General features: G+C 47.4%; 26 protein-coding genes and 1 tRNA gene. 25 read left to right on the forward strand and 2 right to left on the reverse strand.

What is annotated here, in order from left to right; genetic code table 11:
- The first annotated feature begins 366 nt into the window (after positions 1-366).
- The 25 genes from BUB85_RS09215 (at position 367) to BUB85_RS09335 (ending at position 21,737) form a co-directional block, all read left to right on the forward strand.
- Positions 367-975: an NUDIX hydrolase gene (locus tag BUB85_RS09215; RefSeq protein ID WP_073109013.1), complete on the forward strand. Its 609-nt coding sequence runs from the start codon at positions 367-369 to the stop codon at positions 973-975.
- Between the two features lie 149 nt (positions 976-1,124).
- Positions 1,125-1,988 (forward strand): S8 family peptidase, encoded by an 864-nt coding sequence (locus BUB85_RS09220; protein ID WP_073109015.1) that lies wholly within the window; start codon positions 1,125-1,127, stop codon positions 1,986-1,988.
- A gap of 46 nt (positions 1,989-2,034) precedes the next feature.
- The gene (locus tag BUB85_RS09225; RefSeq protein WP_073109018.1) at positions 2,035-2,985 is read left to right on the forward strand and encodes an alpha/beta hydrolase; all 951 of its coding nucleotides are present in this window, start codon (positions 2,035-2,037) and stop codon (positions 2,983-2,985) included.
- A 152-nt stretch (positions 2,986-3,137) separates the two neighbouring features.
- Positions 3,138-3,503, forward strand: coding sequence for a YlxM family DNA-binding protein (gene ylxM, locus BUB85_RS09230; protein WP_073109020.1), 366 nt, complete (start codon positions 3,138-3,140; stop codon positions 3,501-3,503).
- A 10-nt stretch (positions 3,504-3,513) separates the two neighbouring features.
- Positions 3,514-4,872, forward strand: a complete 1,359-nt coding sequence (ffh, locus tag BUB85_RS09235) for a signal recognition particle protein (protein WP_073109024.1) — start codon at positions 3,514-3,516, stop codon at positions 4,870-4,872.
- Positions 4,873-4,920: 48 nt separating this feature from the next.
- Positions 4,921-5,166: a 30S ribosomal protein S16 gene (gene rpsP, locus BUB85_RS09240; RefSeq protein WP_073109027.1), complete on the forward strand. Its 246-nt coding sequence runs from the start codon at positions 4,921-4,923 to the stop codon at positions 5,164-5,166.
- 59 nt (positions 5,167-5,225) lie between these two features.
- Positions 5,226-5,456, forward strand: coding sequence for a KH domain-containing protein (locus BUB85_RS09245; RefSeq protein WP_073109030.1), 231 nt, complete (start codon positions 5,226-5,228; stop codon positions 5,454-5,456).
- 178 nt (positions 5,457-5,634) lie between these two features.
- A complete protein-coding gene (gene rimM, locus BUB85_RS09250; RefSeq protein ID WP_073109033.1) occupies positions 5,635-6,141 on the forward strand; it encodes a ribosome maturation factor RimM in 507 nt (168 codons plus the stop codon).
- Between the two features lie 16 nt (positions 6,142-6,157).
- The gene (gene trmD / locus BUB85_RS09255) at positions 6,158-6,901 is read left to right on the forward strand and encodes a tRNA (guanosine(37)-N1)-methyltransferase TrmD (protein ID WP_073109037.1); all 744 of its coding nucleotides are present in this window, start codon (positions 6,158-6,160) and stop codon (positions 6,899-6,901) included.
- A gap of 89 nt (positions 6,902-6,990) precedes the next feature.
- The gene (gene rplS, locus BUB85_RS09260; protein ID WP_073109040.1) at positions 6,991-7,338 is read left to right on the forward strand and encodes a 50S ribosomal protein L19; all 348 of its coding nucleotides are present in this window, start codon (positions 6,991-6,993) and stop codon (positions 7,336-7,338) included.
- 57 nt (positions 7,339-7,395) lie between these two features.
- Entirely contained in the window at positions 7,396-8,037 is a 642-nt protein-coding gene (gene lepB / locus BUB85_RS09265) for a signal peptidase I (RefSeq protein ID WP_242945395.1), read from the forward strand.
- A gap of 10 nt (positions 8,038-8,047) precedes the next feature.
- Complete coding sequence (gene ylqF / locus BUB85_RS09270; RefSeq protein WP_073109045.1) at positions 8,048-8,899, forward strand: ribosome biogenesis GTPase YlqF; 852 nt, start codon at positions 8,048-8,050, stop codon at positions 8,897-8,899.
- Between the two features lie 41 nt (positions 8,900-8,940).
- Positions 8,941-9,498 carry a signal peptidase I gene (gene lepB, locus BUB85_RS09275; protein WP_073109048.1) on the forward strand — a complete coding sequence of 186 codons (558 nt, stop codon included), beginning with the start codon at positions 8,941-8,943 and terminating at the stop codon, positions 9,496-9,498.
- Positions 9,488-10,246, forward strand: coding sequence for a ribonuclease HII (locus BUB85_RS09280; protein WP_073109051.1), 759 nt, complete (start codon positions 9,488-9,490; stop codon positions 10,244-10,246). Before lepB (BUB85_RS09275) ends, BUB85_RS09280 begins: the two co-directional genes overlap by 11 nt.
- 62 nt (positions 10,247-10,308) lie before the next feature.
- Positions 10,309-10,689, forward strand: coding sequence for a YraN family protein (locus BUB85_RS09285; protein ID WP_073109166.1), 381 nt, complete (start codon positions 10,309-10,311; stop codon positions 10,687-10,689).
- Between the two features lie 154 nt (positions 10,690-10,843).
- Positions 10,844-11,695, forward strand: a complete 852-nt coding sequence (gene pgeF, locus BUB85_RS09290) for a peptidoglycan editing factor PgeF (RefSeq protein ID WP_073109169.1) — start codon at positions 10,844-10,846, stop codon at positions 11,693-11,695.
- 107 nt (positions 11,696-11,802) lie between these two features.
- On the forward strand, positions 11,803-12,717 hold the full coding sequence (locus BUB85_RS09295; RefSeq protein ID WP_073109055.1) for a mechanosensitive ion channel family protein: 915 nt from the start codon (positions 11,803-11,805) through the stop codon (positions 12,715-12,717).
- A gap of 140 nt (positions 12,718-12,857) precedes the next feature.
- A tRNA-Thr gene (locus BUB85_RS09300) sits at positions 12,858-12,930 on the forward strand.
- Between the two features lie 110 nt (positions 12,931-13,040).
- A complete protein-coding gene (locus BUB85_RS09305) occupies positions 13,041-14,357 on the forward strand; it encodes a circularly permuted type 2 ATP-grasp protein (protein ID WP_073109058.1) in 1,317 nt (438 codons plus the stop codon).
- A complete protein-coding gene (locus BUB85_RS09310; RefSeq protein WP_073109061.1) occupies positions 14,339-15,019 on the forward strand; it encodes an alpha-E domain-containing protein in 681 nt (226 codons plus the stop codon). Before BUB85_RS09305 ends, BUB85_RS09310 begins: the two co-directional genes overlap by 19 nt.
- Position 15,020: 1 nt before the next feature.
- The gene (locus BUB85_RS09315; RefSeq protein ID WP_073109064.1) at positions 15,021-15,806 is read left to right on the forward strand and encodes a transglutaminase domain-containing protein; all 786 of its coding nucleotides are present in this window, start codon (positions 15,021-15,023) and stop codon (positions 15,804-15,806) included.
- On the forward strand, positions 15,807-16,742 hold the full coding sequence (locus BUB85_RS09320) for a M14 family metallopeptidase (protein WP_073109067.1): 936 nt from the start codon (positions 15,807-15,809) through the stop codon (positions 16,740-16,742).
- Positions 16,742-17,677, forward strand: coding sequence for a M14 family metallopeptidase (locus BUB85_RS09325; protein WP_073109070.1), 936 nt, complete (start codon positions 16,742-16,744; stop codon positions 17,675-17,677). Before BUB85_RS09320 ends, BUB85_RS09325 begins: the two co-directional genes overlap by 1 nt.
- Before the next feature lie 521 nt (positions 17,678-18,198).
- Positions 18,199-20,421: a hybrid sensor histidine kinase/response regulator gene (locus BUB85_RS09330; protein WP_073109075.1), complete on the forward strand. Its 2,223-nt coding sequence runs from the start codon at positions 18,199-18,201 to the stop codon at positions 20,419-20,421.
- Positions 20,422-20,672: 251 nt separating this feature from the next.
- The gene (locus tag BUB85_RS09335; protein ID WP_084533981.1) at positions 20,673-21,737 is read left to right on the forward strand and encodes an SGNH/GDSL hydrolase family protein; all 1,065 of its coding nucleotides are present in this window, start codon (positions 20,673-20,675) and stop codon (positions 21,735-21,737) included.
- A gap of 72 nt (positions 21,738-21,809) precedes the next feature.
- On the opposite strand, the gene BUB85_RS09340 is transcribed toward BUB85_RS09335, so the two are convergent.
- Both BUB85_RS09340 and BUB85_RS09345 read right to left on the reverse strand, forming a co-directional pair.
- Complete coding sequence (locus tag BUB85_RS09340; RefSeq protein WP_073109079.1) at positions 21,810-22,604, reverse strand: ABC transporter permease; 795 nt, start codon at positions 22,602-22,604, stop codon at positions 21,810-21,812.
- Entirely contained in the window at positions 22,594-23,364 is a 771-nt protein-coding gene (locus tag BUB85_RS09345) for an ABC transporter ATP-binding protein (RefSeq protein ID WP_073109082.1), read from the reverse strand. Before BUB85_RS09345 ends, BUB85_RS09340 begins: the two co-directional genes overlap by 11 nt.
- Between the last annotated feature and the right edge of the window lie 137 nt (positions 23,365-23,501).

The raw sequence follows: 23,501 nt of genomic DNA on the forward strand, positions 1-23,501 counted from the left end.
ATCTTCAGGGCTACTGGAAAGTTTTCGAGGACTGACAGTAACGAATGAAGATGTATCCTACATTTTTAAGTACACAACAATGTACTTGGAATAACAATGTTATTTTAGCACAGGTGGTGGTTAAATGAAAGACGAAATAACTGAATAATCCACATTTTTTTAGGATTGGCTTCGTGGACCTATACGAAGTGCATAACAAAAGGCGTTAACAAGGAAAATGTGGATAAAGTGCTAAAAAGCATAAACAGTAGATGAGGGATAGACATAATTAAATTTATTCCTCAACGCTGCTCCTGTTCAGATTTACTTGTCTATCCGGAAAAAAAGAGATAAAATAAAACCAGCATTCAACAGGAGGTAGCTACAATGAACAGAATAAAATCCATTAAAAAACAGACTGAAAACCGTTTCCTGAATTTATATGAGCTTGAAGCGGAGCGCCGGGACGGAAGAGTTGCACCATATTTTTTATCCTCCCGTGCGGAGACGGTGGATGATCTTAAGATAAAGACAAGAAAAAACACACCGGATGGTGTCGTGATATACGGCGTATACGGAGAAGCGCATGACAAAGTCGCGCTGGTAAAACAGTTCCGTTACCCGATTGATGATTATATCTATGAGTTTCCGGCCGGACTGGTCGAAAAAGGCGAGAATATCACGGAGGCTGCTGTCCGCGAGATGTATGAAGAGACCGGCCTTACGATGCAGCCGCTGGAGGTGGAGCCGTGGTATCAGAAGCCATTGTTTACCACGATTGGCATGACGGATGAAGCCTGCGGCACTGTATTTGGGTATCTGAGCGGGAAACCGACGAATATACACCAGGAGGCCTCGGAGGATATTCAGGTGGTGTTGGCAGACCGTGCGGAATGCAGGAGAATACTGCAGGAAGAGAATGTGGCGATCATGTGTGCCTATATGTTGATGCACTTTATCAACAGCAATGAGGATCCATTTTGTTTCCTTAAATAAAAGACGGGAAGACAGGGCTGGCTGATAGATGATTGCCCGGATATCAGCACCGTTTTATTTACATATGAAGTTTTGTCGGTATGGGTGGCGGACTCGATTGATGTACAACGTACCAGCTCATAACATATTCTGTAAAAAAGGATATTTTTATGAAGCAGGTAAAAGAGACAATTAGTTATGACTGCAGAGAGATTGTGGAAGAAAAACATCTTGGCAGAGGAGTGCGTGTCGCGGTGATGGACACCGGAATCTGTGAGCACCCGGATCTGACGGGGCAGATATTCCTGTTTGGTGATTTTATCAACCGGCGCAAGGTTCTCTATGATGACAATGGACACGGAACGCATGTGGCCGGGATACTGGCAGGCGATGGCCGGCTGTCAGGGGGGAGATTTGCGGGAATTGCGCCGGAGGCAGAACTTCTTATATTAAAAGTACTGGATTCCGAGGGGAACGGTTCTATCCGAAATTTGATTATGGGGATTCAGTGGCTGCTGGAAAATTATAAGAAATACGATATTCGCATTGTAAATATCTCAGTGGGGTCCAGAAAAGATATAAATAAGAGCGGTGCGGATATTCTGGTGAAGGCGGTAGAGCGCCTCTGGGATGCCGGACTGGTGGTGGTTGCATCAGCGGGGAATTACGGCCCGGAAAAGGGCAGTATTGCGGTTCCGGGGGTGAGCAAGAAGATCATTACCGTCGGATCGGTAGAAGAAATCTGGTCGGCGGATTACTCTGGCCGGGGACCTACAGAGGAGTGTGTGGTAAAGCCCGATGTGCTTGCACCGGGAACACATATCATCTCCTGCAGCGGTCGCTTCGACAGAAGTGGAAAGCGTCCCTATATCGCAAAAAGTGGCACCTCCATGGCAACGCCAATCGTGTCGGGCGCGGTCGCATGTCTGCTGTCCAAGTACCCGGATATGAGCAATGTGGAGGTAAAGATGAGACTTCGGGAGACAATCGGAAAAGAAAAACTCCTGAATGTCGCAAAATTTATGAGTGCATGATCGGGACGATTCTGTGAAAATAGAGAATGTCCATAAAGGAGAGTATATGAAAAACATAAGAAAGATATTGAAAACAACAGGAATTGTATTAGGTGCGGGACTGGTGACCTGTGCGGTTGCATCCAATGCATTTTATAATATCGGGCTGAAGAGACAACGACCCAAAAAGAATGGAAAGAGCAAAAAACAACAGGAGCCGGATGCTTATGAAGAAATCATCGAGCAGTCCAGGGAATGGTTCGGCGATCAGAATCCGGAAGTGGTGAGCATTGAAAGCTTTGATGGTCTTGATTTGGCAGGTTATTATCTGGCATGTGAGGACGCAAAGCGGACGGTGATCTGTGTTCATGGATATCGTGGAAGCGGCATCCGCGATTTTGCGTATATTGCCAGATTTTATCACGAGCATCAGTGCAATGTGCTGCTCATCGATCAGCGGGGGCATGGTGCCAGTGAGGGGGAATATGTAGATCTTGGAGTAAAAGCTCGTTTTGACTGTGTAAAATGGGCAGAGTATGTTGTGGAACTCACGGGTCCCGGACTGCCGATTTACCTGGACGGAGTATCCATGGGTGCGGCTACCGTGCTCATGGCTGGAGGACTCGAACTGCCGGAATCCGTCAGGGGCATCATTGCCGACTGTGGATATACGTCGCCATGGGACGAAGCAAAGCACGCCTGCAAAACACATTTTCATCTTCCGGCTTATCCTACTGTGTTCCTGCTGAATCTGCAGTGCAGACTTCGCGCCGGATACAGCCTGCGCGAGGCATCCCCGATCGAGGCCATGGAGAAATGTAAGATCCCGATTCTGTTTGTTCACGGGGAGGACGACGATTTCGTGCCTCCGGAGATGAGCAGACTGAATTATGAGGCATACGCAGGGGAAAAACAAATCGAGATTGTCCCCCATGCGAAGCATGCGGTCAGTTATATGGTGGATACAGAACGGTGCAATCAGGTTCTGCTGGAATTCTTTGAAAAACATGATCAGTAAATCTACAGAAGACAGTGCATCGAAAAAAGTGGCAGTGAAAAGCCGGATGTCAGGGAAAAGAAAAAAGTAAGAAGTCAGAAAAAAAACAGGGTGTCAAGAAAAAAGACTTGACACCCTGCGATGTTTGTTGTAATATAACACAGGTGAGAAAAATGAATAAATTAATAAGTCCGCCGACAGAGCGGGAAAATCAGGCATTATTATATGACTTTTACGGTGAGCTTCTCACCAGGCATCAGAAAGAAATATATGAACAGTTTGTCCTGGAGGATTTGTCCCTGAGTGAGATTGCCGTGGATGCGGGAATCAGCAGACAGGGAGTACACGACCTGGTAAAACGGTGCGACAAGGCGTTGAGCGAATACGAACACAAGCTGCATCTGGTCGAAAAATTTCTTCTGATCAAGAAGAACATACAGGACATCAACAGACTTCTGGATGACTACGAGGGCAGTCGTGCGGAGGATATGATAGAAGAAATCAGACACATATCACAGGTGATAGTCGAGGAATTATAGGAGAGTGAATATGGCATTTGACAGCTTATCAGCTAAACTTCAGAATGTTTTTAAAAATCTGAGGAGCAAAGGGCGTCTGACAGAGGATGATGTAAAGGCTGCGTTGAGAGAAGTCAAGATGGCTCTCTTGGAGGCAGATGTTAACTTTAAAGTTGTAAAAGGATTCGTGAAGGATGTTCAGGAGCGGGCTGTGGGACAGGACGTGATGAACGGTCTGAATCCGGGACAGATGGTAATTAAGATTGTAAATGAAGAGCTGGTCAGACTGATGGGTTCCGATACAACCGAGATTGAGCTGCAGCCGGGAAGTGCTATTACGGTCATTATGATGGCTGGTCTTCAGGGTGCAGGTAAGACCACAACCACAGCAAAGCTTGCGGGCAAGTTTAAGCTGAAGGGTAAAAAACCACTTCTCGTAGCATGTGACGTGTATCGTCCGGCAGCAATCAAGCAGCTGCAGATTAACGGAGAGAAGCAGGGCGTGGAAGTGTTCTCCATGGGAGAGAACCACAAGCCTGCGAACATCGCCAGAGCGGCAATGGAGCATGCGCAGAAGAATGGCAACAATGTTGTGATTCTGGATACGGCCGGGCGTCTTCATATTGATGAAGATATGATGGCGGAACTTCAGGAGATAAAAGAAACTGTGACGGTGCATCAGACCATTCTTGTGGTAGATGCGATGACCGGTCAGGACGCCGTGAATGTGGCCAGCAGTTTTAACGAAAAAATCGGGATAGACGGTGTAATCGTCACAAAGCTGGACGGTGATACCAGAGGCGGAGCAGCACTCTCCATCAAAGCAGTGACTGGCCGGCCGATTTTATATGTAGGTATGGGAGAAAAACTTTCCGATCTGGAACAGTTTTATCCGGATAGAATGGCCTCCCGTATTCTCGGTATGGGAGACGTACTCACCCTGATTGAAAAAGCCGGGGTTGAGATGGATGAAGAAAAAGCCAGACAGATGACGGAGAAGATGAAAAAAGCCGGCTTCGATTTTGAGGATTATCTGGAAAGTATGAAGCAGATGGAGAACATGGGTGGTCTTTCAAGCGTCATGGGCATGATGCCCGGTCTCGGAGGAATGGGCGGCGGCAAGATGCCGGAGATCGATTCCGAGGCAGGAGAGAAACAGATGGCTCGCATGGAGGCTATGATTCATTCCATGACCGTAGAGGAACGTCAGAATCCGGACAAGCTGAACCCCTCGAGAAAGCACCGTATTGCCAAGGGCGCCGGTGTGGATATCTCCGAGGTGAACCGCATGGTGAAGCAGTTCAATGAATCCAGAAAGATGATGAAGAAACTTCCTGGCATGATGGGTGGCATGGGTGGTAAAAAAGGCAGATTCAAACTTCCTTTTTAACACATAGATAACAAAATTAACAATATTAAGAAAAATGAGGTGAAAGAAATGGCAGTAAAAATCAGATTAAAGAGAATGGGACAGAAGAAGGCTCCTTTCTATAGAATCGTTGTAGCAGATGCAAGAGCTCCAAGAGATGGTAAGTTTATCGAAGAAATCGGTACTTATGATCCAAATCAGGACCCAAGCGTATTCAAAGTAGACGAAGATGCAGCTAAGAAATGGTTGAACAACGGTGCACAGCCTACAGAAGTGGTTGGAAAGATCTTTAAAGCAGCCGGAATCGAGAAATAATTCCGCATGTGCTTATCGTCTCCCACTGAATCGGCAGGAGACAGTACGGAGGTACACATATGAAAGAATTAGTGGAAGTAATTGTGAAAGCATTAGTTGACGATCCCGACGGCGTCTCTGTAATAGAGAAGGCAGAAGGAAAAAGTACGATTCTCGAGGTTCACGTCGCAGATGGTGACATGGGCAAGGTGATTGGAAAACAAGGTCGTATTGCAAAAGCAATTCGTTCTGTGGTGAAAGCTGCAGCGGCGAAGGAAGACAAAAAAGTAGTTGTTGATATCGTTCAGTAAGGCGAGAGCAGCCACGAAGAATATAACCGCCATGTTTGTTTACATGTGCGGTTATATTCTTCTGTAACTTGTGCCGGGAAATCCCGGTTTAGGGGCGGATACTCCGGTATCTGCGCAGCGCCGATCCGAAACGGGTTTGTATGATGCGGGCGCTGCTTTATTGAAAACAGGAGAATTTATGGAGCAGTTATTGCAGGTAGGAGCGATTTCATCCACACATGGAATCCGGGGAGAGGTAAAGGTCTTTCCGATGACGGATGATCCCAAACGCTATCAGACATTAAAAGAAGTAATTTTGGATACAGGAAAAGAACAATTGACTTTGGAGATTGAAGGTGTCAAATTTTTTAAACAGTTTGTTATCGTCAAATTCAAAGGGATTGACAATATAAATGATATTGAAAAATACAAAGGATGCAGCCTTTATGTGCATCGCAAGGATGCCGTGAAATTGAAAAAGGACGAGTATTTTATTGCGGATCTGATCGGCATGAAGGTCGTGACAGATGAGGAGGAAGCGTTCGGCGAGCTGACGGACGTGCTCGAGACAGGTGCCAACGAGGTCTATGTCATCCAGACTGAAAAGTATGGAGAGGTTCTCGTCCCGGCAATCAGACAGTGCATTCTGGATGTGGATATGGAGACAAATATCATGCGGATTCATCTGTTGGATGGATTGCTGTAATTAAGAGGAGTATAGGATGAACTTTCATATTATGACATTGTTTCCGGAGATGGTGATGAATGGATTGAACACCAGCATCATCGGCCGGGCTATTGATAAAGGGCTTTTGACGGTGGAGGCGGTGAATATCCGCGATTACGCCTTCAACAAGCATCAGAGTGTGGATGATTATCCATATGGAGGCGGTGCCGGAATGCTGATGCAGGCAGAACCAATCTATCAGACTTATCAGGCATTGACCGGGAAGATGAATCTCCCGGAGGGCAGGAAACCACGTGTGGTTTATCTGTCTCCGCAGGGACAGACCTTTTCTCAGGGGATGGCCGAGGAGCTGGCGCTGGAGGAAGAACTGGTGCTGTTATGCGGGCATTATGAGGGAATCGACGAGCGCGTGCTTGAGGAGATCGTAACCGATTATGTATCCATCGGCGATTATGTGCTGACGGGCGGTGAACTTCCGGCTATGGTAATGGTGGATGCCATCTCGCGTCTGGTACCCGGAGTGCTGCATAACGACGTGTCTGCCGAGTTTGAGAGCTTTCAGGATAATCTGCTGGAGTATCCGCAGTATTCCAGACCGGAAGAATGGCACGGCAGAAAGGTTCCGGAGATTCTGTTATCCGGCCATCACGCCAACGTCGAGAAATGGCGGAGAGAGCAGGCGATTATCCGGACGGCGCAGCGGAGACCGGATCTGTTGGAGAAGGCGGAACTTTCAGAAAAAGAACAAAAAATGCTTGCAAGCATAGATGAAATATGATAAACTTAAGAACGTTGTGAAAGAAAGAGATGGTCCTCTGTTACCGGAGTGGTATTAAGAACGTCCAAATTATAAGGAGGTCACACAAAATGAACGATATTATCAGAGAAATTGAAGCAGAGCAGTTAAAAGAGAATGTCCCAGAATTTAACACAGGTGATACTGTAAAAGTATACGCTAAGATCAAAGAGGGAAACCGTGAGAGAATCCAGATTTTCGAGGGTACAGTTCTTAAAAAACAGGGTGGCAGCACAAGAGCTACATTTACTGTAAGAAAGAACTCTAACGGAATCGGAGTGGAGAAAACATGGCCGTTACATTCACCACATGTTGAAAAAGTAGAAGTTATCCGTAGAGGTAAAGCAAGAAGAGCAAAACTCAACTACTTAAGAGGACGTGTTGGTAAGAGAGCAAAAGTAAAAGAATTAGTAAAATAGTAACTATGAGAGGGACAAGTACATATTGTATTGTCCCTTTTCTTTTTAGGAGATAGAATGGGCAGAAAAGATATCGGATTTAGCAAATCGAGAGGTAAGAGCAAGATTACTTCAATGCCGAAGCCAAAGGGTGAACTTCGCTTCAGCAAAGAGAAGACAAAGATTCAGATTGAAAATGGCCAGAATATCTTTAATTGGGTTGTACAGATCCTTATCGTGATCATTATTGCGTTTGTCGCAGTGTGGTATATGGGACAGCGCATCAATATCGTGGACGATTCCATGAAACCGGTGCTGACCAACGGTGATGTGGTTCTGGCCAACCGAATCATTTACAATGCAAGCAAACCAAAGCGCAATGATATCATCGTTTTTAAGCCGAACGGCAATTCCAACGCGAATTACAGCGTAAAGCGCATCATCGGACTGCCTGGGGAAGAGATTGAGATCAGGGATGGCGTGGTCTATGTGAACGGGAAGAAATTAAAGGAATCCATTAAAACTACCGAGATTACTGATGCAGGCGTGGCGGGAGAAACCGTGAAACTTGACGGAGATGAGTACTTTGTGCTGGGGGACAACCGCAGCGGAAGCGAGGACAGCCGTATGGCAGATGTCGGGAACGTTAAGCGGAAGGACATCTACGGAAAAGCCTGGTTCATCGTTTCGGGCGCCGATTTTGGGTTTGTGAAGCATTAGGAGGTAACGTATGCATTTTCAATGGTATCCGGGTCATATGACGAAAGCAAAGCGTATGATGCAGGAGAATATAAAACTGATTGACCTGGTGATCGAACTGGTGGACGCGCGCGTTCCCATGAGCAGCCGGAATCCAGAGATCGATGAGCTGGGAAAGAATAAAGCGCGACTGATTCTTTTGAATAAGTCAGATCTCGCAGAAGACAGATGGAACGATGCCTGGGCGGAGTATTTTAAAGCAAAAGGATTCTCCGTGGTGAAGGTAAACTCCAAAAAAGGCGGAGGAATCAAGTCCATTCAGGGTGTGATTCAGGAGGCCTGCAAGGAAAAGATAGAGCGGGACAGAAAACGGGGAATCTTAAACCGTCCGGTTCGCGCTATGGTGGTGGGAATCCCGAATGTGGGGAAATCTACATTTATCAATGCCCTCGCGGGAAAGGCCTGTACCAAGACTGGTAACAAGCCTGGCGTGACCAAAGGGAAACAGTGGATCCGCCTGAATAAAAATGTGGAGCTTCTGGATACCCCGGGAATATTGTGGCCAAAGTTTGAGGATCAGACAGTGGGACTTCGTCTCGCTTTCATAGGTTCTATCAAGGATGAAATCCTGCAGAAGGAAGAACTTGCGCTGGATATGATTGGATTCCTGCAGAAGAATTATGCTGGCGTGCTGGCTGAAAAATACGGAATCGATGAGTCGGGAGACGCGTTTACCTGTCTGAAGAACATTGCAGAGAGCAGGCATTGTCTGGTTCGCGGAAATGAACTGGACACCGATAAGGCGGCTATGCTTTTTATCGATGACTTTAGAAATGGGAGATTGGGGAAATTAACGCTTGAATTTCCACAGGATTATGACTAATATAGAAGGCAGGAGAATTTAGTTAAGAAAGGGTTTATAAAATGAGTCAGGAAAAGGAAGACAGAAGTATCTTGCGTGAACTTGGAGGCTGGATCGTTTATATTGCGATCATTCTTGGACTTACGTATCTGATTATCACATTTGTGGGACAGCGGACCAGAGTGGAAGGTCATTCCATGGAGACCACACTTTCTGACGGTGACAATTTGATCGTCGATAAGATCTCGTTTCGGTTCCGCGATCCAAAGCGGTTTGAAATCATTGTGTTTCCGTACCAGTATGAGGAAGACACATACTATATCAAGAGAATCATCGGGCTGCCGGGGGAGACAGTGCAGGTGAAGGACGGGTATGTTTATATCAACGGGGAGAAGCTGGATGAACATTACGGCAACGAACCGATGGAGGAGGCCAACATGGCGGCGGAACCGATCACACTCGGTGACGACGAATATTTCGTTCTCGGTGACAACCGCAATCACAGCTCAGACAGCCGTGATCCGAGTGTTGGAGTACTGAAAAGAGATGATCTGATAGGCCGGGCATGGATCCGTATCTATCCATTCAATAAATTCGGAGTAATCAAGCATGAGCAATAGCATCAAAGAAATTAAGACATTATTTGAACAAGCTGACAAGGAAAAGTTACCCTTATTGTATGCGGAGTATGCAGATGATAATCGAGCCGGAGTTGTCAGCTTGATTTCTAAATACAAAAAACAGGAAGAAAAATTAAATCAAGAGCGGGAACGGCTGGAGATTATGCGCAGATTTGAGCGGAAATATGCAGACTGCGGGTATATCTGCGGAATCGACGAGGTGGGGAGAGGCCCCCTTGCCGGTCCGGTGGTCGCAGGAGCGGTAATCCTTCCTGCGGACTGTGAGATTCTCTATTTGAATGACTCCAAGCAGCTCTCAGAGAAGCGCAGAGAGGCGTTGTTTGACGAGATTATGGAAAAGGCGGTCGCCACAGGGATCGGCATGGTCGGACCGGCAAGGATTGACGAGATCAACATTCTTCAGGCAACCTACGAGGCCATGCGTCAGGCAATTTCAAACCTGTCTGTGGCGCCGGATATTCTGCTGAACGATGCGGTGACAATCCCTCAGGTGCCAATCCGGCAGATCCCAATCATCAAGGGGGATGCAAAGAGTGTATCAATTGCAGCGGCGAGTGTGATTGCGAAAGTGACGAGAGACAGGCTGATGGTGGAGTACGAGCAGGTGCTGCCTGGATATGCATTCGCCAGCAACAAAGGTTATGGGTCTGCGGTGCATATCGAAGCACTGAAAACACTGGGAGCAACACCGATACACAGACGCACCTTTATAAAAAATTTCTTGTAGAATAGAGCAGAGAATAAAAAAGAAGATCAAAGTGGAAAACAGGAACAGAGATTAGATAAATGATGAAAGAAAATGAAAAAGGATTCATGCAGAAAAACAAACGAAGCGTCGGCACAGCGTACGAACAGATTGCAGGGCGTGTTCTGGAGCAGCAGGGATATGAGATCCTGGAATACAATTACCGCTGTAAGACGGGCGAGATTGATCTGATCGCCAGAGATGGGGAGTATCTGGTGTTCTGTGAGGTGAAATACCGCAGGACAGAAGATACGGGGAACCCACTGGAGGCTGTGGGAATCAGAAAGCAGAGAGTGATTGCCAAATGTGCGATGTACTATCTCATGGATCATCCGGATCTGGATGACATACCGTGCCGGTTTGACGTGGTGGGAATCCTTGGAGATAAAGTAAAGGTTGTCAAAAATGCTTTTGAATGCCCTTAGACAGTCCTGTGTTTTCGCACATGGAAGGGATATGACCGGAAAGCTGGAAGAGAAGTCTGAGGGCGTATATAGGCGTATTCGGAACGTGGAGCAGCAGAATAACAGACTTGCAACGGGGAAACCGTTTGTCAGAAAGAACAGCAGGAGAAAAACAATGAGTATAGGATTAAGATATAAAGACGATAAGCAGGTATTCCATGAGGAGGAAGGGGCAGTTCCGTACCTAACCTATCCTCTTTTTACGGAGACGGGCGTTGTGAACCATGGATTTTCCACCAGACTTGGCGGAGTCAGTGAGGGATGCTGGTCGTCCATGAATCTCAGCTTTACAAGAGGAGACAAGGAGGAGAACGTGCGGGAAAATTTCCGGCGGATGGCACATGCCATCGGTGTGTCGGACTCTGATATGGTGCTCTCAAGACAGACCCATACTACGAATGTGCGGGTTGTGACGGAGGCGGACCGCGGGATGGGAATCATCAGACCGCTGGAGTACACGGACGTTGACGGGCTTGTGACGGATGTGCCGGGGATCTGCCTTGCTACATTCTATGCGGACTGTGTGCCGCTGTTTTTTGTAGATCCGGTGAAACGGGTGATCGGGCTGTCCCACTCTGGATGGCGTGGAACGGTCGGGAAGATTGGAAAAGTGACGGTGGAGACGATGGAGGCGCAGTACGGAAGTAACCCGAAGGACATTCTGGCGGCAGTCGGACCATCCATCTGCCAGGACTGTTACGAGGTGAGCGCGGAAGTCATCGATGCGTTTAAGGAAAATTATGCTGAGAGATGCTGGAAGGATCTTTTCTATGAGAAGACGAACGGCAAATTTCAGCTGAATCTGTGGAAGGCCAATGAATTTGTATTTCTGGAGAGTGGAATCCGTCCGGAGCATATTGCCGTGACCAATGTGTGCACGCACTGCAACAGTGACCTGTTGTTCTCGCACCGGGCGACCGGAGAAAAGAGAGGAAATCTGGGGGCGTTTCTTGCGCTGAAGGACTGAAAACCGGAAACAGATGACAGAACAGAAGAAAGAATAGACTTCTGAATCACCAGGAAATCCTGCAGGGAAAAGAAAACCGACAAGATCAGAAATAAAAGGAGTTAAGCATGAACTTATTAGGAACAATTCTTCTGGCGGAGACGACGCTGCCAGGAGCGACAGAGGTCGTGGAGGATGCGGCGGACAGCATGAATGAATTTCAGATTTATGTAAGGGACAGCATACCAGCCCTGCTTGCATTCGGGGTGAAGGTGGTTCTGGCGATCGTATTTTTCCTGATTGGAAAGCAGATTATCAAATGGATCCGCAAGGTGACAAGAAAGTCCATGGAATTTCACAATGCCGATACGGGGGTGAAGCAATTTGTAGATTCGCTGTTGAAGTTCGGCTTATATCTGCTGCTGATAATGATCATTGCAACCATGCTCGGAGTGGAATCGACGTCCGCGGCCGCCCTGCTTGCATCCGGAGGTGTAGCCATTGGCCTTGCTCTGCAGGGAAGTCTCTCCAATCTGGCAGGAGGTGTGCTGATATTGCTTTTGAAGCCCTTTGTGGTCGGAGATTACATCATCGAGGATACCAACAAAAATGAGGGCGTGGTAAAAGAAATTCAGATCTTTTACACGAAGCTTACGACGGTGGATAACAAGACCATTGTTATTCCAAACGGAACGCTGGCCAACAACAGTCTGATTAATTTGACTGCGAAGGAAGAGCGCAAGATCGATCTGAAGGTTGGAATTTCTTATGATGCGGATTTGAAAAAAGCAAAAGCACTGATTGAGGAGATGCTGCAGGTTGACGAGGAAGTCATTAAAAATGAGGAACAACTCGTTTTCGTGGACTCGCTTAGTGACAGCGCGGTTATCATCGGAATCAGAGCATGGGTGAAGACCGAAAATTATTGGAAAGTGAGATGGGGACTGCTGGAGAAAATCAAGCTGTCATTTGATGAGAACCACATTGAGATCCCATACAAACAGCTGACCGTGCACATGGCGCCGGGGGAAAGCCGGGAATAAAAAAACAGGGTGAGTTATCCGGTGGAATTTAGTTTAGAAAACAGGGGCGGAAAATAACTGATAAATTTTGTTGCAAAAAATACTTGAAATTTTTTGCGGAAAATGGTAAACTATCATAGTTGCAGCATATAAGGCAGCAAGCTGAACTAGCTCAGTTGGTAGAGCACTTCACTCGTAATGAAGGGGTCGTCGGTTCAAATCCGATGTTCAGCTTTTGAAATTTTTATTGACAGAATCAGCAAAATAATGTACGATATCTTCAAGCGAAGAAGCCAAGAATTTGGTTTCTTCGCTTTTTTATTTTGAGAAAGAGGTGAGTTGTTATGAACGAACTGGTCAAACACACAGAAAGTATCAACCGATTATTAGCGAGATACGGGGTGAAATTCGGTATCTACAAGAACAATGAGTTTCATGAACAGCTTTTTCCATTCGATGCAATCCCCCGTGTGATAGAGCATGAGGATTTTTTACTTTTGGAGAAAGGACTGATTCAGAGAGTGAATGCCCTGAATATGTTTCTAAAAGACATATACGGCGAGAAACAGATCATCAAAGATGGGGTAATTCCAGAAGAGTTTGTATTTTCGTCCCCGGGGTATCTGCCGGAATGTGAAGGCATCTGTCCACCCAAGGGAGTGTACAGTCATGTATCTGGAATTGACCTGGTGCAGGCGAAGGACAAAACGTGGTATATCCTGGAGGATAATCTGCGGATTCCGTCCGGGGCATCCTATCCGCTGATTGCGAGGGATCTGTGCAGAAGAGCGGTGCCGCGGACGTTTAAGAACACATCCATTGTCGATAACCGTAATTACGGGAAGATGCTGGGCAGGATGCTCGACAGCGTTAATGTTGGAGGAATCAAGGTGATCATGACACCTGGACGCTATAACGCAGCGTACTTTGAACATTCTTATCTGGCAGAGAAAAGTGGATCGGAGCTGGCAGTAAATACAGATCTTTTTGTGGAAAAAAATTACCTGTATCATAAAGATTACCTTGGAAATAAACAGAAAGTGGGTGTGCTGTACCGAAGAATCTCAGACGAATACCTCGATCCCATGACCTTCGAGCAGGATTCCCTGATTGGAATCCCCAATCTGATGGATGTGTACAGAGCGGGAAATGTGGCACTCGTCAACGCACCAGGAAATGGCGTGGCAGATGATAAAGGAATCTATTACTTCGTGCCGAAGATGATCGAGTATTATCTGGATGAAAAGCCAATTTTGAAAAATGCACCGACCTATCTTCCGTTTTATGAGGAAGACCGCAAGTATGTACTGGATAATCTACATAAGCTTGTCGTCAAGGATGTGGCAGAGGCTGGCGGATACGGTGTGATTTTCGGAAGTGATCTGTCGGAGGAAAAGTTGGAGGAACTGCGGCAGCTGATCATCCGGGAGTCCAGAAGATTCATTGCACAGGAGGTCATTGATTTTCTGGATCTGGATATTCTCGAGGATGGTGAGGCCGTGCCGAGAAAGGCAGATCTCCGTGCCTTTGTACTCTCAAGCGGGGACAAGACGGAAGTCTGGCCAAGCGGACTGACCAGATTCTCGAGAAATCCAGATTCATTTGTAGTCAATTCATCACAAGGAGGAGGTTTTAAGGACACATGGGTATTATCTCAATAGCAAAATTAGACAATTTATACTGGCTGGGGCGGTACACGGAGCGCGTGTACACGACCGTCAGAAGATTTTATGGTATTTTTGATGATCTGATCGAGGAGGAAGAGGGCGCATATCACGTCTACTGCGAACGCCTGAATATTCCGAACATCTATACCTCGAACGAAGATTTCGTGGAAAAGTACACCTTCGGAAAAGACAATCCGGACTCTCTGTACTCGAATATGAGCCGCGCATATGACAATGCGGTCGTTCTGCGGGAAGAATTGAGCAGCCGGGTGCTCTGCTATATTCAGCTTGCTTTGGATGTGTTTGAATCCCACAAAGCAGGAGATTCGCCGTTGCTGAAACTCCAGTCGGTCCTGGATGACATTCTGGCTTTTTGGGGAGGAGTGGACGATTACGTGATCAGCGAGGACTGCCGCAATATTATGAAATGCGGAAAATACGTGGAAAGGCTGGATCTTTACATTCGCCTCAGTTACCATACGCGGGACATTGAAAAAGAGTTCAGCAAGCTGACCAACCGAATCAACAAGACACATATGTACTACAACATTGAGGCGTTGGATAAGCTTTCAGATATGATCAATAAAAAAGAAAACTGGAAAGAGGACTACAAAGAGGCTTTGGGATACTTAAGCCAGGTGATCGAGGTGAGATGACATGAAAAAACTGCAGTTTACATACGAGATGACGCTTCGATTCGATGAACCGGTGCGGGATCATTACTTCGCACTGCGCTGTGTACCGATGTCCAATGCGGCGCAGCAGATCCAGATAGAGAACCGATATGTGTATCCAACGGACTGCTTGAACGAGGTGGTGGATGGATTCGGCAATCATAAGTATGTGGGCCATTATTTTGATAATCATAAGCAGTTTACGTATGAAATATCAGGTACTGCGGTCGTGGAGGGCATGAGAGTAATCCAGGAGCCACTCCACAGCATGTACAAATTCCCGTCCAGACTTACGCGGCCGGGGACAGAATTAAAGGCGTTTCTTGAGAAACTTCAGTCGGAGGAGAATTTTTCTTCAAAAAGCAATCTGGAAAAAGCAATCACAATTATGAATGCAGTGTACGATGTGATGGAGTATAAGGCAGATGTGACGGATATTCATACCACTGCGGAGGAGGCTCTGGAGGGGAAAATCGGCGTGTGTCAGGACTATGCCCACATCTGCATCGCGTCCTGCCGTCTAGCAGGGATTCCGGCGCGTTATGTGAACGGTCTAATGATCGGTGAGGGTGCGACACACGCGTGGCTTGAAATCTACACGGGAAAGGGGTGGTATGGACTGGATCCGACCAACAATCTTCATGTGGATGATTATTACATCAAGCTGGCACACGGGAGAGATTATGGGGACTGTGTGCTCGACAAAGGAAGATTTCTGGGAAGTGTCAATCAGACACAACAAATAAAGGTATGTGTGGAGGAGATTTAAATGATAGAGACAGTGGCATCAATGCGTCTTCCGGTGGATGAGACGCTGATGATCAACAAGAACAGAATAGAACCGGTGGACGCAACCGGGGAGAAAAAACGGATATCCATTGTTACAGGTACTCACGGTGATGAGCTGGAAGGACAGTTTGTGTGCTACGAGCTGCAGAGAAGGCTGCAGGAGGGACGGGAACACCTGAAAGGGATTGTGGATATCTATCCGGCCATGAATCCGCTGGGCATCGATTCGATCACAAGAGGAATCCCGCAGTTTGATCTGGACATGAACAGGGTGTTCCCGGGAGATGAGGAAGGGCCCATGATCGAGGCTCTGACGAAGCAGATCACGGACGATCTGGCGGGATCGGACTTCTGCGTGGATATTCACGCCAGCAACATTTTCCTGAAAGAGATTCCACAGGTGCGGATTAATGAACTGACTGCGGATACACTGGTTCCGTTGGCGAAACAGATCAATGTGGATTTTGTCTGGGTGCATGCATCGGCCACAGTATTGGAATCAACGCTGGCCTACAGCCTAAATTCCATCGGAGTACCAACGCTTGTTGTAGAGATGGGCGTGGGCATGCGCATTACCAACGATTACTGCTATCAGCTGGTGGAGGGGATTCTGAATCTGATGAAAGAGAATGGGCTGTGGGATGGTCCGGTTGGTCCGGTTAAGGAGCCGGTTATCTCCTCGGATCACGCCGTGGGATTTGTGAATGCCAATGAATCCGGAATCTATCTGCCGCTGAAGAACATTGGGGATGAGATCTGTGCAGGAGACATACTTGGCCGTGTCATGGATCCGCTCTCCGGCAAGGTGGTGGAGGAGGCAAAATCCCCCATCGACGGGATGGTGTTCACCAGGCGGGAATATCCGGTTGTCTACAGCGGCTCGCTGCTTGGCCGTGTGCTGGGAGGTGACATGTAATGCTGAAGGAAAATATATTTTCTTTGAAATCACCTTACCGGGAAGACCTCAGAGTGACGGGATACCGCTTCGGAGGCGGAGAAAAATCAGCCTGCATTGTGGGGGCTGTCCGCGGAAACGAGGTACAGCAGCTCTACATATGTTCTCAGCTGATCCGCAGGCTCACTGAACTGGAAGAGCGGGGGGCCATCGCGACCAACCACGAGATTCTTGTGATCCCATCGGTGGGGCACCACTCCATGAACATTGGAAAACGCTTCTGGGCGGTGGATAATACGGATATCAACCGAATGTTTCCGGGGTATGCCCAGGGAGAGACAACGCAGAGAATCGCTGACGGAGTCTTTCGCCATGTCAAGGATTATGAGTATGGAATCCAGTTCGCAAGCTTTTACATGCCGGGCGACTTCGTGCCCCATGTCAGAATGATGGAGACAGGGGTTCAGAGCACCAGTCTGGCCAATTTATTCGGCCTGCCCTACGTTGTAGTGCGCAAGGCGAGACCCATCGATACGACAACCCTGAATTACAACTGGCAGATGTGGGATACCAATGCATTTTCCGTTTATACCAATAAGACAGATACGGTGGATGAGGTCTCGGCAGGGCAGGCCGTCTCGGCGGTGCTCCGGTTTCTGACCCGCATGGGGATTCTGCGGTACAACAGTCACAGTGGCTACATCGCGACAATTATCAGCGAGAGGGATCTGGCGCTGGTTCACACCAAGAATGCCGGAATCTACAGACGTCTGAAGTTTCCGGGGGAGGAAGTCCGCTTCGGGGAACCACTGGCGGAAATTACACATCCGTTTGAGGGAACCGTACTCTCGACGATTCTATCGCCGACCGACGGAGTCATCTTTTTCTCCCATGACAGACCTGTGGTTACAGAGCATGAGATCGTATATAAAATTATTCGAAGACTGCATGAGTAAACAGCAAAGCGGATTCCGAATGTCCGCTTTACTGAAAGCGGCAGCCCGTAGCGGGTCTTATCGTGTCAAAAAACGTAATAGGAAGTGCCCCGCAACAGATCAGCAATGAACTGCTGCAGGGCAACTTTTATTATATCTGAGAATCTCCACTCGGAAATGGTCGTTATCATCCGGAATACGAGACATGATATCCTTCACATTGCACAGCGGGATATTACAGAGATTATCCAGTGTGTTGACTGGGATATGTGGGAAGAAAGAAGAAAATATCGGAAGAATTAGTAATTCGATGTTCAGGATGTAGATTACAGTGAAAAAGAGTGATATAATACTAAAAAGTACGCTCCGTTTTTGGAGGAATTAATTCAGAAAAATCTGAATATACAGGATATAAAGGCACAGGAGAAATGATGAGGAAAAACTGTGACGGAAATGCAAAATCCGTGCACTGTGCCGCTTAGGAGAAACAGACCGGTTTTTCAACGGTTCGAGAAAAAGAAGAAAAGGAGGGGAAGTTTACTATGTCAGACAATAAAACCACTCATCAGATAAAGGATGAAATCCTAGCAAAATTATATAGTGCTTCCGATACAGACACAGCCGTCAACGGCGCACTCGAACTGGTAGGAAATCATTTCAATGTGAGCCGCGTTTATATTTTTGAAAACTCGGAGGATGATCCGGGTATCAGCAATACCTTTGAATGGTGCAATGAAGGCATCCTGCCCGAAAAAGAAAATCTTCAGCATATCCGCTATCTGGAGGATACCGGAGAAAACTGGTATGACAATTATAATGAGAATGGTCTGTTTGTCTGCCAGGACGTCAGAATGCTTCCGGTAAAACAGCGGGAAATCCTGGAACCCCAGGGAATCTGTGGGATGCTCCGGTGTGCAATTCAGGAGAATGGCATCTATAAGGGATTTATTGGATTCGATAACTGCAACCATCAGCCCCGGAATTGGGCACTGGATGCGGAAACGGTGGAGGCACTGGTGTTTATCTCCCGTCTCCTGGCAATGTTTCTGCTGAAACAGCGCAGCGAAAACAGGCTGAATCAGGCTTTGAGCAAGGTCAGGGAGGCAAACAATGCCAAGAACGAATTTTTCTCACGGATGAGTCATGACATGAGAACTCCGATGAACGGGATTCTCGGTCTGGCTGATCTGTCGGAGGGAGAAGAGGATGCGGCGGTTCTAAAAGAAAATATTGCGAAGATTAAGACTTCTGGAGAATATCTTCTGGGCCTCATAAACGATACACTGGCTTTCCAGAAAATTGAGAGTGGAAAGATGAAAATTCTCCCGCAGGTGGTGGAATGCAGCTCCTGTATTCGGGATATGCTGGAGATGGTGAAGGTATTGGCAGAGGAGAAGCATATAGATTTCCGGGAGGAAGTGAACTATCAGGAGATACAGGGGTATGTTCGCGTGGATCCGATTCGCATGAAACAGATTTTTTTGAATCTGCTATCCAATGCGATCAAGTTCACTCCAGAGTATGGAACCGTTTGTTTTCAGCTTGACTGTAACAAAACGGATGAAAAGACGTGGCATGCCGTTGCGAGGGTGAAAGACACCGGAATCGGCATGAGTGAGGATTTCCTCCGACACAAATTATTCCAGCCTTTTACACAGGAGTACAATCAGCTTTCTGCGCAGTATGCCGGCAGCGGACTGGGATTGTCCATTGTAAAGAGGTTGACAGATATGATGGGCGGAACCATTCATGTAGACAGCAAATTGGGGGAGGGAACCGTATTTACCCTCAGCATGGATGTAGAAAAGGTGCCCGGGAAAATGGTCCAGACGCAGGAGGCAGACAAGGCCCGGCAAAAGAATACTGCATATGATATGCTGCACGGAAAGCGGATTCTTCTGGTGGAAGACCATGCCCTGAACGCGGAAATTGCGAAGCGCCTGCTTCAAAAGGCAGGGTGCGAGGTTACATGGGCAGAAAACGGTCAGATTGCCATCGAGAAGTTTCAGGAGTCGGAGATTGCATACTATGACGCCGTGTTGATGGACATCCGGATGCCGGTCATGGATGGGCTCATGGCGGCCCGTTCTATTCGCAATCTGCCGCGCAGGGATGCCGATACGATTCCAATTCTTGCAATGACCGCCAACGCCTATGACGAAGATATGAGAAAGTCAAAAGCGGCGGGGATGAACGACCATTTATTGAAACCGATTGAACCGCAGAGACTGTATGAGGCTCTGGAAACTTATATCGGAAAGATTTCAAGGCAGTCCAGCGCCACGAAGAGGGAGACAATCAGACTAGAGACTCTGAAAAATATGGTCAGCCATGTATGGAAAGAGGATGGGGCATTTTCCGTTGCGTACGGATCCTTCAACAGCATCTATCAGTTCATGGAGCGGAATTTGTCGAGAACGAACCAGAATGTACAAATTCTACTGTTTACGGCCCGGAATCAATGGGGGAATGTTCCGGCAGAGGTGGAACTGAAACCGATTATGGAAACACTGAATCAGTCCGTCCGGTTCTCTCTCAGGGAAGGAGACCTGATGATGGAATTTAATACCAACCAGATTGCAATTCTTCTGGTAAACTGTGACAACAAAAATGGTGGTATGGTAGCGGAGCGGATTTTGGAATCCTATCGAAAGAAGAGCAGTGAGAGCAAAATACGTATTCATTACGAAATCAGCAATATTCAGGGAAAAGACGACAATTCACGCACCAGGAAGACACACAGAGAACCTGCGCCCCTATTTTGATCATCCATCCTGCTGTCTGTATAAAAGTGAAAGAGAAATCAAAAAACTCTTTCACTTTTATCATGTTTCAGAGCAGATTGTGATATAATATACACGATAGCAATGAGCAGTGCCGGCAGGTCAAGTCGAGTATTTACATCGTGCTTGTGCATAAGTAAATGCTTGTCGCAAAAGCCCATGAGTGAGATGAAACAAAGCGGAATCGAGCAGCACTGCACATGAACGACATAAAATCAAAGGAATGGTGACAAATGAGGAACAGATTATACAGAATCGCATGCGCGTGCATGGCACTGTTCCTGATATCACAATGCTTTGTGGGACAGGTGAAAGCATGGGACAGCGATACACTATATTATACAGCTCTCGGTGACAGCATAGCAAAGGGATATTCGGCGGACGGACAGGAAATTATAAATTATTCAGAAGAGGTGGGTACCCGCCTGGAGGAAGAGACCGGGATTCCGGTAGTCTGTGATAATTATGCGAAAAACGGGCTTGACACGGAAGGCCTGTATGAGCGGATTCAATCCAAACCTGAGATACGCGATTCGCTGGGCAGGGCAGATATCATCACCGTGACCATCGGAGCCAACGATCTGCTCAATGAATTTAAAAAAGAGGCGCAGGAAATCCTGAACACGGATCGGAAGTTTCGAAGTGCCGACGACGCGCTTGGGGCACTGGAGGACGGCATCTCCCAGAATCCCCTTGTCATTGTCAAAATAGTTGGCGCTCTGGGAAACTGGGATTACACATCTTTCGAGGAAGACTGGATTCGGGTTATGGATGAGATTCAGAGCGAAAAGAAAGACTCCGCCCAGATGGTGGTCACCAACATCTACAATCCCGTTGGAGCTATGGAACTGCCGGGAACAATGAATGTGGTGGTTGAGAGCGTAATAAAGCATATGAACAAGATCATGGAAGACCATGCGAAAGAGTATAATTACCAGATTATGGATCTGTTCGCATCGGATGTCTGCGACAAGACCCAGTCTGACGGACTTCACCCGGACCAGACCGGACAGGATCTGATTGCAACTATGGTGTATACACAGGTAGAGGAGAACGAGAATGCGCGGATAGAGGCCGTTCAACAGGAAAAAGAGGAAACGGCTGCGAGAGAGAAAGCTGCAAAGGAGAAAGCAGAAAAAGAGAAGGCTGCAAAGCAGAAAGCAAAACAGAAGCAGACGAAACAGCGGCAGATCCGGATTGTGCTGGTGTCACTCGCCACCATGCTTGTGCTGTTGGTGCTTCGGGCAGCGCGAAAGAAATCAGTGCACCATTCCACTGAGTATCCGCGGAAGAAATAGCCGGGAGAATATAGAACCTGATAATATCCGAGAACGGGCTTAACATACGATAAGTCTGATCTCGGATATTTTTTAACGCTGATAACGCCTTTCAAACAATCCAATCACAGCGTACAATCCAATCGCCATAATGCAGAGCAGGACGATGGACATCAAAAGCCAATCCATCTTATAGACCTGACTGGAGTAGATGATCAGGTATCCGAGTCCACGCTTTGCCGCCAAAAATTCTCCGATAATTACGCCCACAAGGCAGAGCCCAATGTTGACTTTCATGGTGCTGATGATGGTGGGAACACTGCTTGGAAGAACCACTTTTCTTAAAGCTTGCCCCTTAGTGCCGCGGAGGGTGTAGATGAGCTTGATATCCTCGGTGTCTACCGTGGTAAAGCCGGTGTAGATACTGAGAATACTGCCAAAGACAGCGACGGACATTCCGGTCACGATGATGGTGGTGGGCGTGGCTCCGAGCCAGACAATCAGCAGCGGGGCAAGTGCAGATTTGGGGAGACTGTTGAGCACGACCAGGTAGGGATCGATGATCTCTGCTATTTTCGAACTGCACCACAAGATCACGGCACTGATCATACTGACGAGAATCACGAGGACAAAACTGAGAATTGTCTCATACAGTGTGACACCGATGTGGACCAGCAGGGTGCCGTCAAGGAGCATCTGAGAGCAGGACAAGGCGACTTTGGAGGGACTGCTGAATATAAAAGAATCGATCAGACCGACATTTGCAGAGAACTCCCACAAGAATAAAAAACTGAGAAAGATAGCAAAACGGCTGATCTGTACAATCTGCCTGTGTTTTTTTCTCCTGTTCAGATATAACTGCTGCCCGTCAGATATTTCATGCGTCATGATTAAGCGCCTCCCAGATTTGATTAAAATAAGTTTTAAATTCAGGTGCATTTCTCCGATGCATCGGAGTATCATCTGCAAGTGCAAAGGAAACAGGAACGACAGACTGGATGGTAGCCGGACGTTTGGTCAGTACAATGATCCGGTCGGCGAGGCTGATGGCTTCAGAGAGGTCGTGAGTTACAAGGATTGCGCTCTTTTTCTCTTTGCGGAGGATTTGGCCGATGTCATCCCCGACCGACAGGCGGGTCTGGTAATCCAGTGAAGAAAAGGGTTCGTCGAGAAGGAGCAGCTCCGGGTCCAGGACCAGTGTACGGATCAGAGCAGCGCGCTGACGCATGCCGCCGGATAATTCGGAGGGGCGTGCATTTTTGAAGGCTTTCAGTCCGTAGCATTCCAGAAGTTCTTCGGCGTGCGCTTTCGTGCGGTTGCAGAGCGTGTGCTGGATTTCAAGTCCGAGGGTCACATTCTGAAAGATAGTCCGCCATTCAAAAAGGTGGTCGTGCTGCAGCATGTAGCCTATATTTGAAGAACTGTCGCTGTGCAGGTAGCGGCCATTCAGCATAATCAACCCTTTTTCCGGGTTGAGCAGTCCGCATATAATAGAAAGCAGCGTAGATTTTCCACAGCCTGATGGGCCCACAACAGCGAGAAATTCTCCCGGATATAAGGCGAAGGATAAATTCGCGATCGCGGGAGTTTCCAGAGTTGGTGTATGATAAGAATAGCAGATGTTTTTTAATTCCAGAAGAGGCTGCATGGGAGGCTCCTTCACGAAGAATACTGGTTTCTATCAGAATATGGCGAAAAGAAAAAAGTGTGCTTGCCACTGGAAGATCCAGACAGTATAATTGTTGTGTTATAAGGTGGAAAGCCAAAGCGGCTGCGTGCGATCCG

The sequence above is a fragment of the Hespellia stercorisuis DSM 15480 genome (genome assembly GCF_900142165.1).
Lineage (GTDB): Bacteria > Bacillota > Clostridia > Lachnospirales > Lachnospiraceae > Hespellia > Hespellia stercorisuis.

Coding starts and splice junctions, on each gene's coding strand:
- BUB85_RS09295 (WP_073109055.1), top strand. CDS start 11,803: ATGAACTTATTAGGAACAATTCTTCTGGCGGAGACGACGCTGCCAGGA.
- BUB85_RS09320 (WP_073109067.1), top strand. CDS start 15,807: ATGATAGAGACAGTGGCATCAATGCGTCTTCCGGTGGATGAGACGCTG.
- BUB85_RS09340 (WP_073109079.1), bottom strand. CDS start 22,604: ATGACGCATGAAATATCTGACGGGCAGCAGTTATATCTGAACAGGAGA.
- rplS (WP_073109040.1), top strand. CDS start 6,991: ATGAACGATATTATCAGAGAAATTGAAGCAGAGCAGTTAAAAGAGAAT.
- ylqF (WP_073109045.1), top strand. CDS start 8,048: ATGCATTTTCAATGGTATCCGGGTCATATGACGAAAGCAAAGCGTATG.
- BUB85_RS09220 (WP_073109015.1), top strand. CDS start 1,125: ATGAAGCAGGTAAAAGAGACAATTAGTTATGACTGCAGAGAGATTGTG.
- BUB85_RS09280 (WP_073109051.1), top strand. CDS start 9,488: ATGAGCAATAGCATCAAAGAAATTAAGACATTATTTGAACAAGCTGAC.
- BUB85_RS09305 (WP_073109058.1), top strand. CDS start 13,041: ATGAACGAACTGGTCAAACACACAGAAAGTATCAACCGATTATTAGCG.
- pgeF (WP_073109169.1), top strand. CDS start 10,844: ATGAGTATAGGATTAAGATATAAAGACGATAAGCAGGTATTCCATGAG.
- BUB85_RS09285 (WP_073109166.1), top strand. CDS start 10,309: ATGAAAGAAAATGAAAAAGGATTCATGCAGAAAAACAAACGAAGCGTC.
- trmD (WP_073109037.1), top strand. CDS start 6,158: ATGAACTTTCATATTATGACATTGTTTCCGGAGATGGTGATGAATGGA.
- lepB (WP_242945395.1), top strand. CDS start 7,396: ATGGGCAGAAAAGATATCGGATTTAGCAAATCGAGAGGTAAGAGCAAG.
- rimM (WP_073109033.1), top strand. CDS start 5,635: ATGGAGCAGTTATTGCAGGTAGGAGCGATTTCATCCACACATGGAATC.
- BUB85_RS09345 (WP_073109082.1), bottom strand. CDS start 23,364: ATGCAGCCTCTTCTGGAATTAAAAAACATCTGCTATTCTTATCATACA.
- BUB85_RS09315 (WP_073109064.1), top strand. CDS start 15,021: ATGAAAAAACTGCAGTTTACATACGAGATGACGCTTCGATTCGATGAA.
- BUB85_RS09215 (WP_073109013.1), top strand. CDS start 367: ATGAACAGAATAAAATCCATTAAAAAACAGACTGAAAACCGTTTCCTG.
- ylxM (WP_073109020.1), top strand. CDS start 3,138: ATGAATAAATTAATAAGTCCGCCGACAGAGCGGGAAAATCAGGCATTA.
- lepB (WP_073109048.1), top strand. CDS start 8,941: ATGAGTCAGGAAAAGGAAGACAGAAGTATCTTGCGTGAACTTGGAGGC.
- BUB85_RS09335 (WP_084533981.1), top strand. CDS start 20,673: ATGAGGAACAGATTATACAGAATCGCATGCGCGTGCATGGCACTGTTC.
- BUB85_RS09330 (WP_073109075.1), top strand. CDS start 18,199: ATGTCAGACAATAAAACCACTCATCAGATAAAGGATGAAATCCTAGCA.
- BUB85_RS09225 (WP_073109018.1), top strand. CDS start 2,035: ATGAAAAACATAAGAAAGATATTGAAAACAACAGGAATTGTATTAGGT.
- BUB85_RS09245 (WP_073109030.1), top strand. CDS start 5,226: ATGAAAGAATTAGTGGAAGTAATTGTGAAAGCATTAGTTGACGATCCC.
- BUB85_RS09325 (WP_073109070.1), top strand. CDS start 16,742: ATGCTGAAGGAAAATATATTTTCTTTGAAATCACCTTACCGGGAAGAC.
- ffh (WP_073109024.1), top strand. CDS start 3,514: ATGGCATTTGACAGCTTATCAGCTAAACTTCAGAATGTTTTTAAAAAT.
- BUB85_RS09310 (WP_073109061.1), top strand. CDS start 14,339: ATGGGTATTATCTCAATAGCAAAATTAGACAATTTATACTGGCTGGGG.
- rpsP (WP_073109027.1), top strand. CDS start 4,921: ATGGCAGTAAAAATCAGATTAAAGAGAATGGGACAGAAGAAGGCTCCT.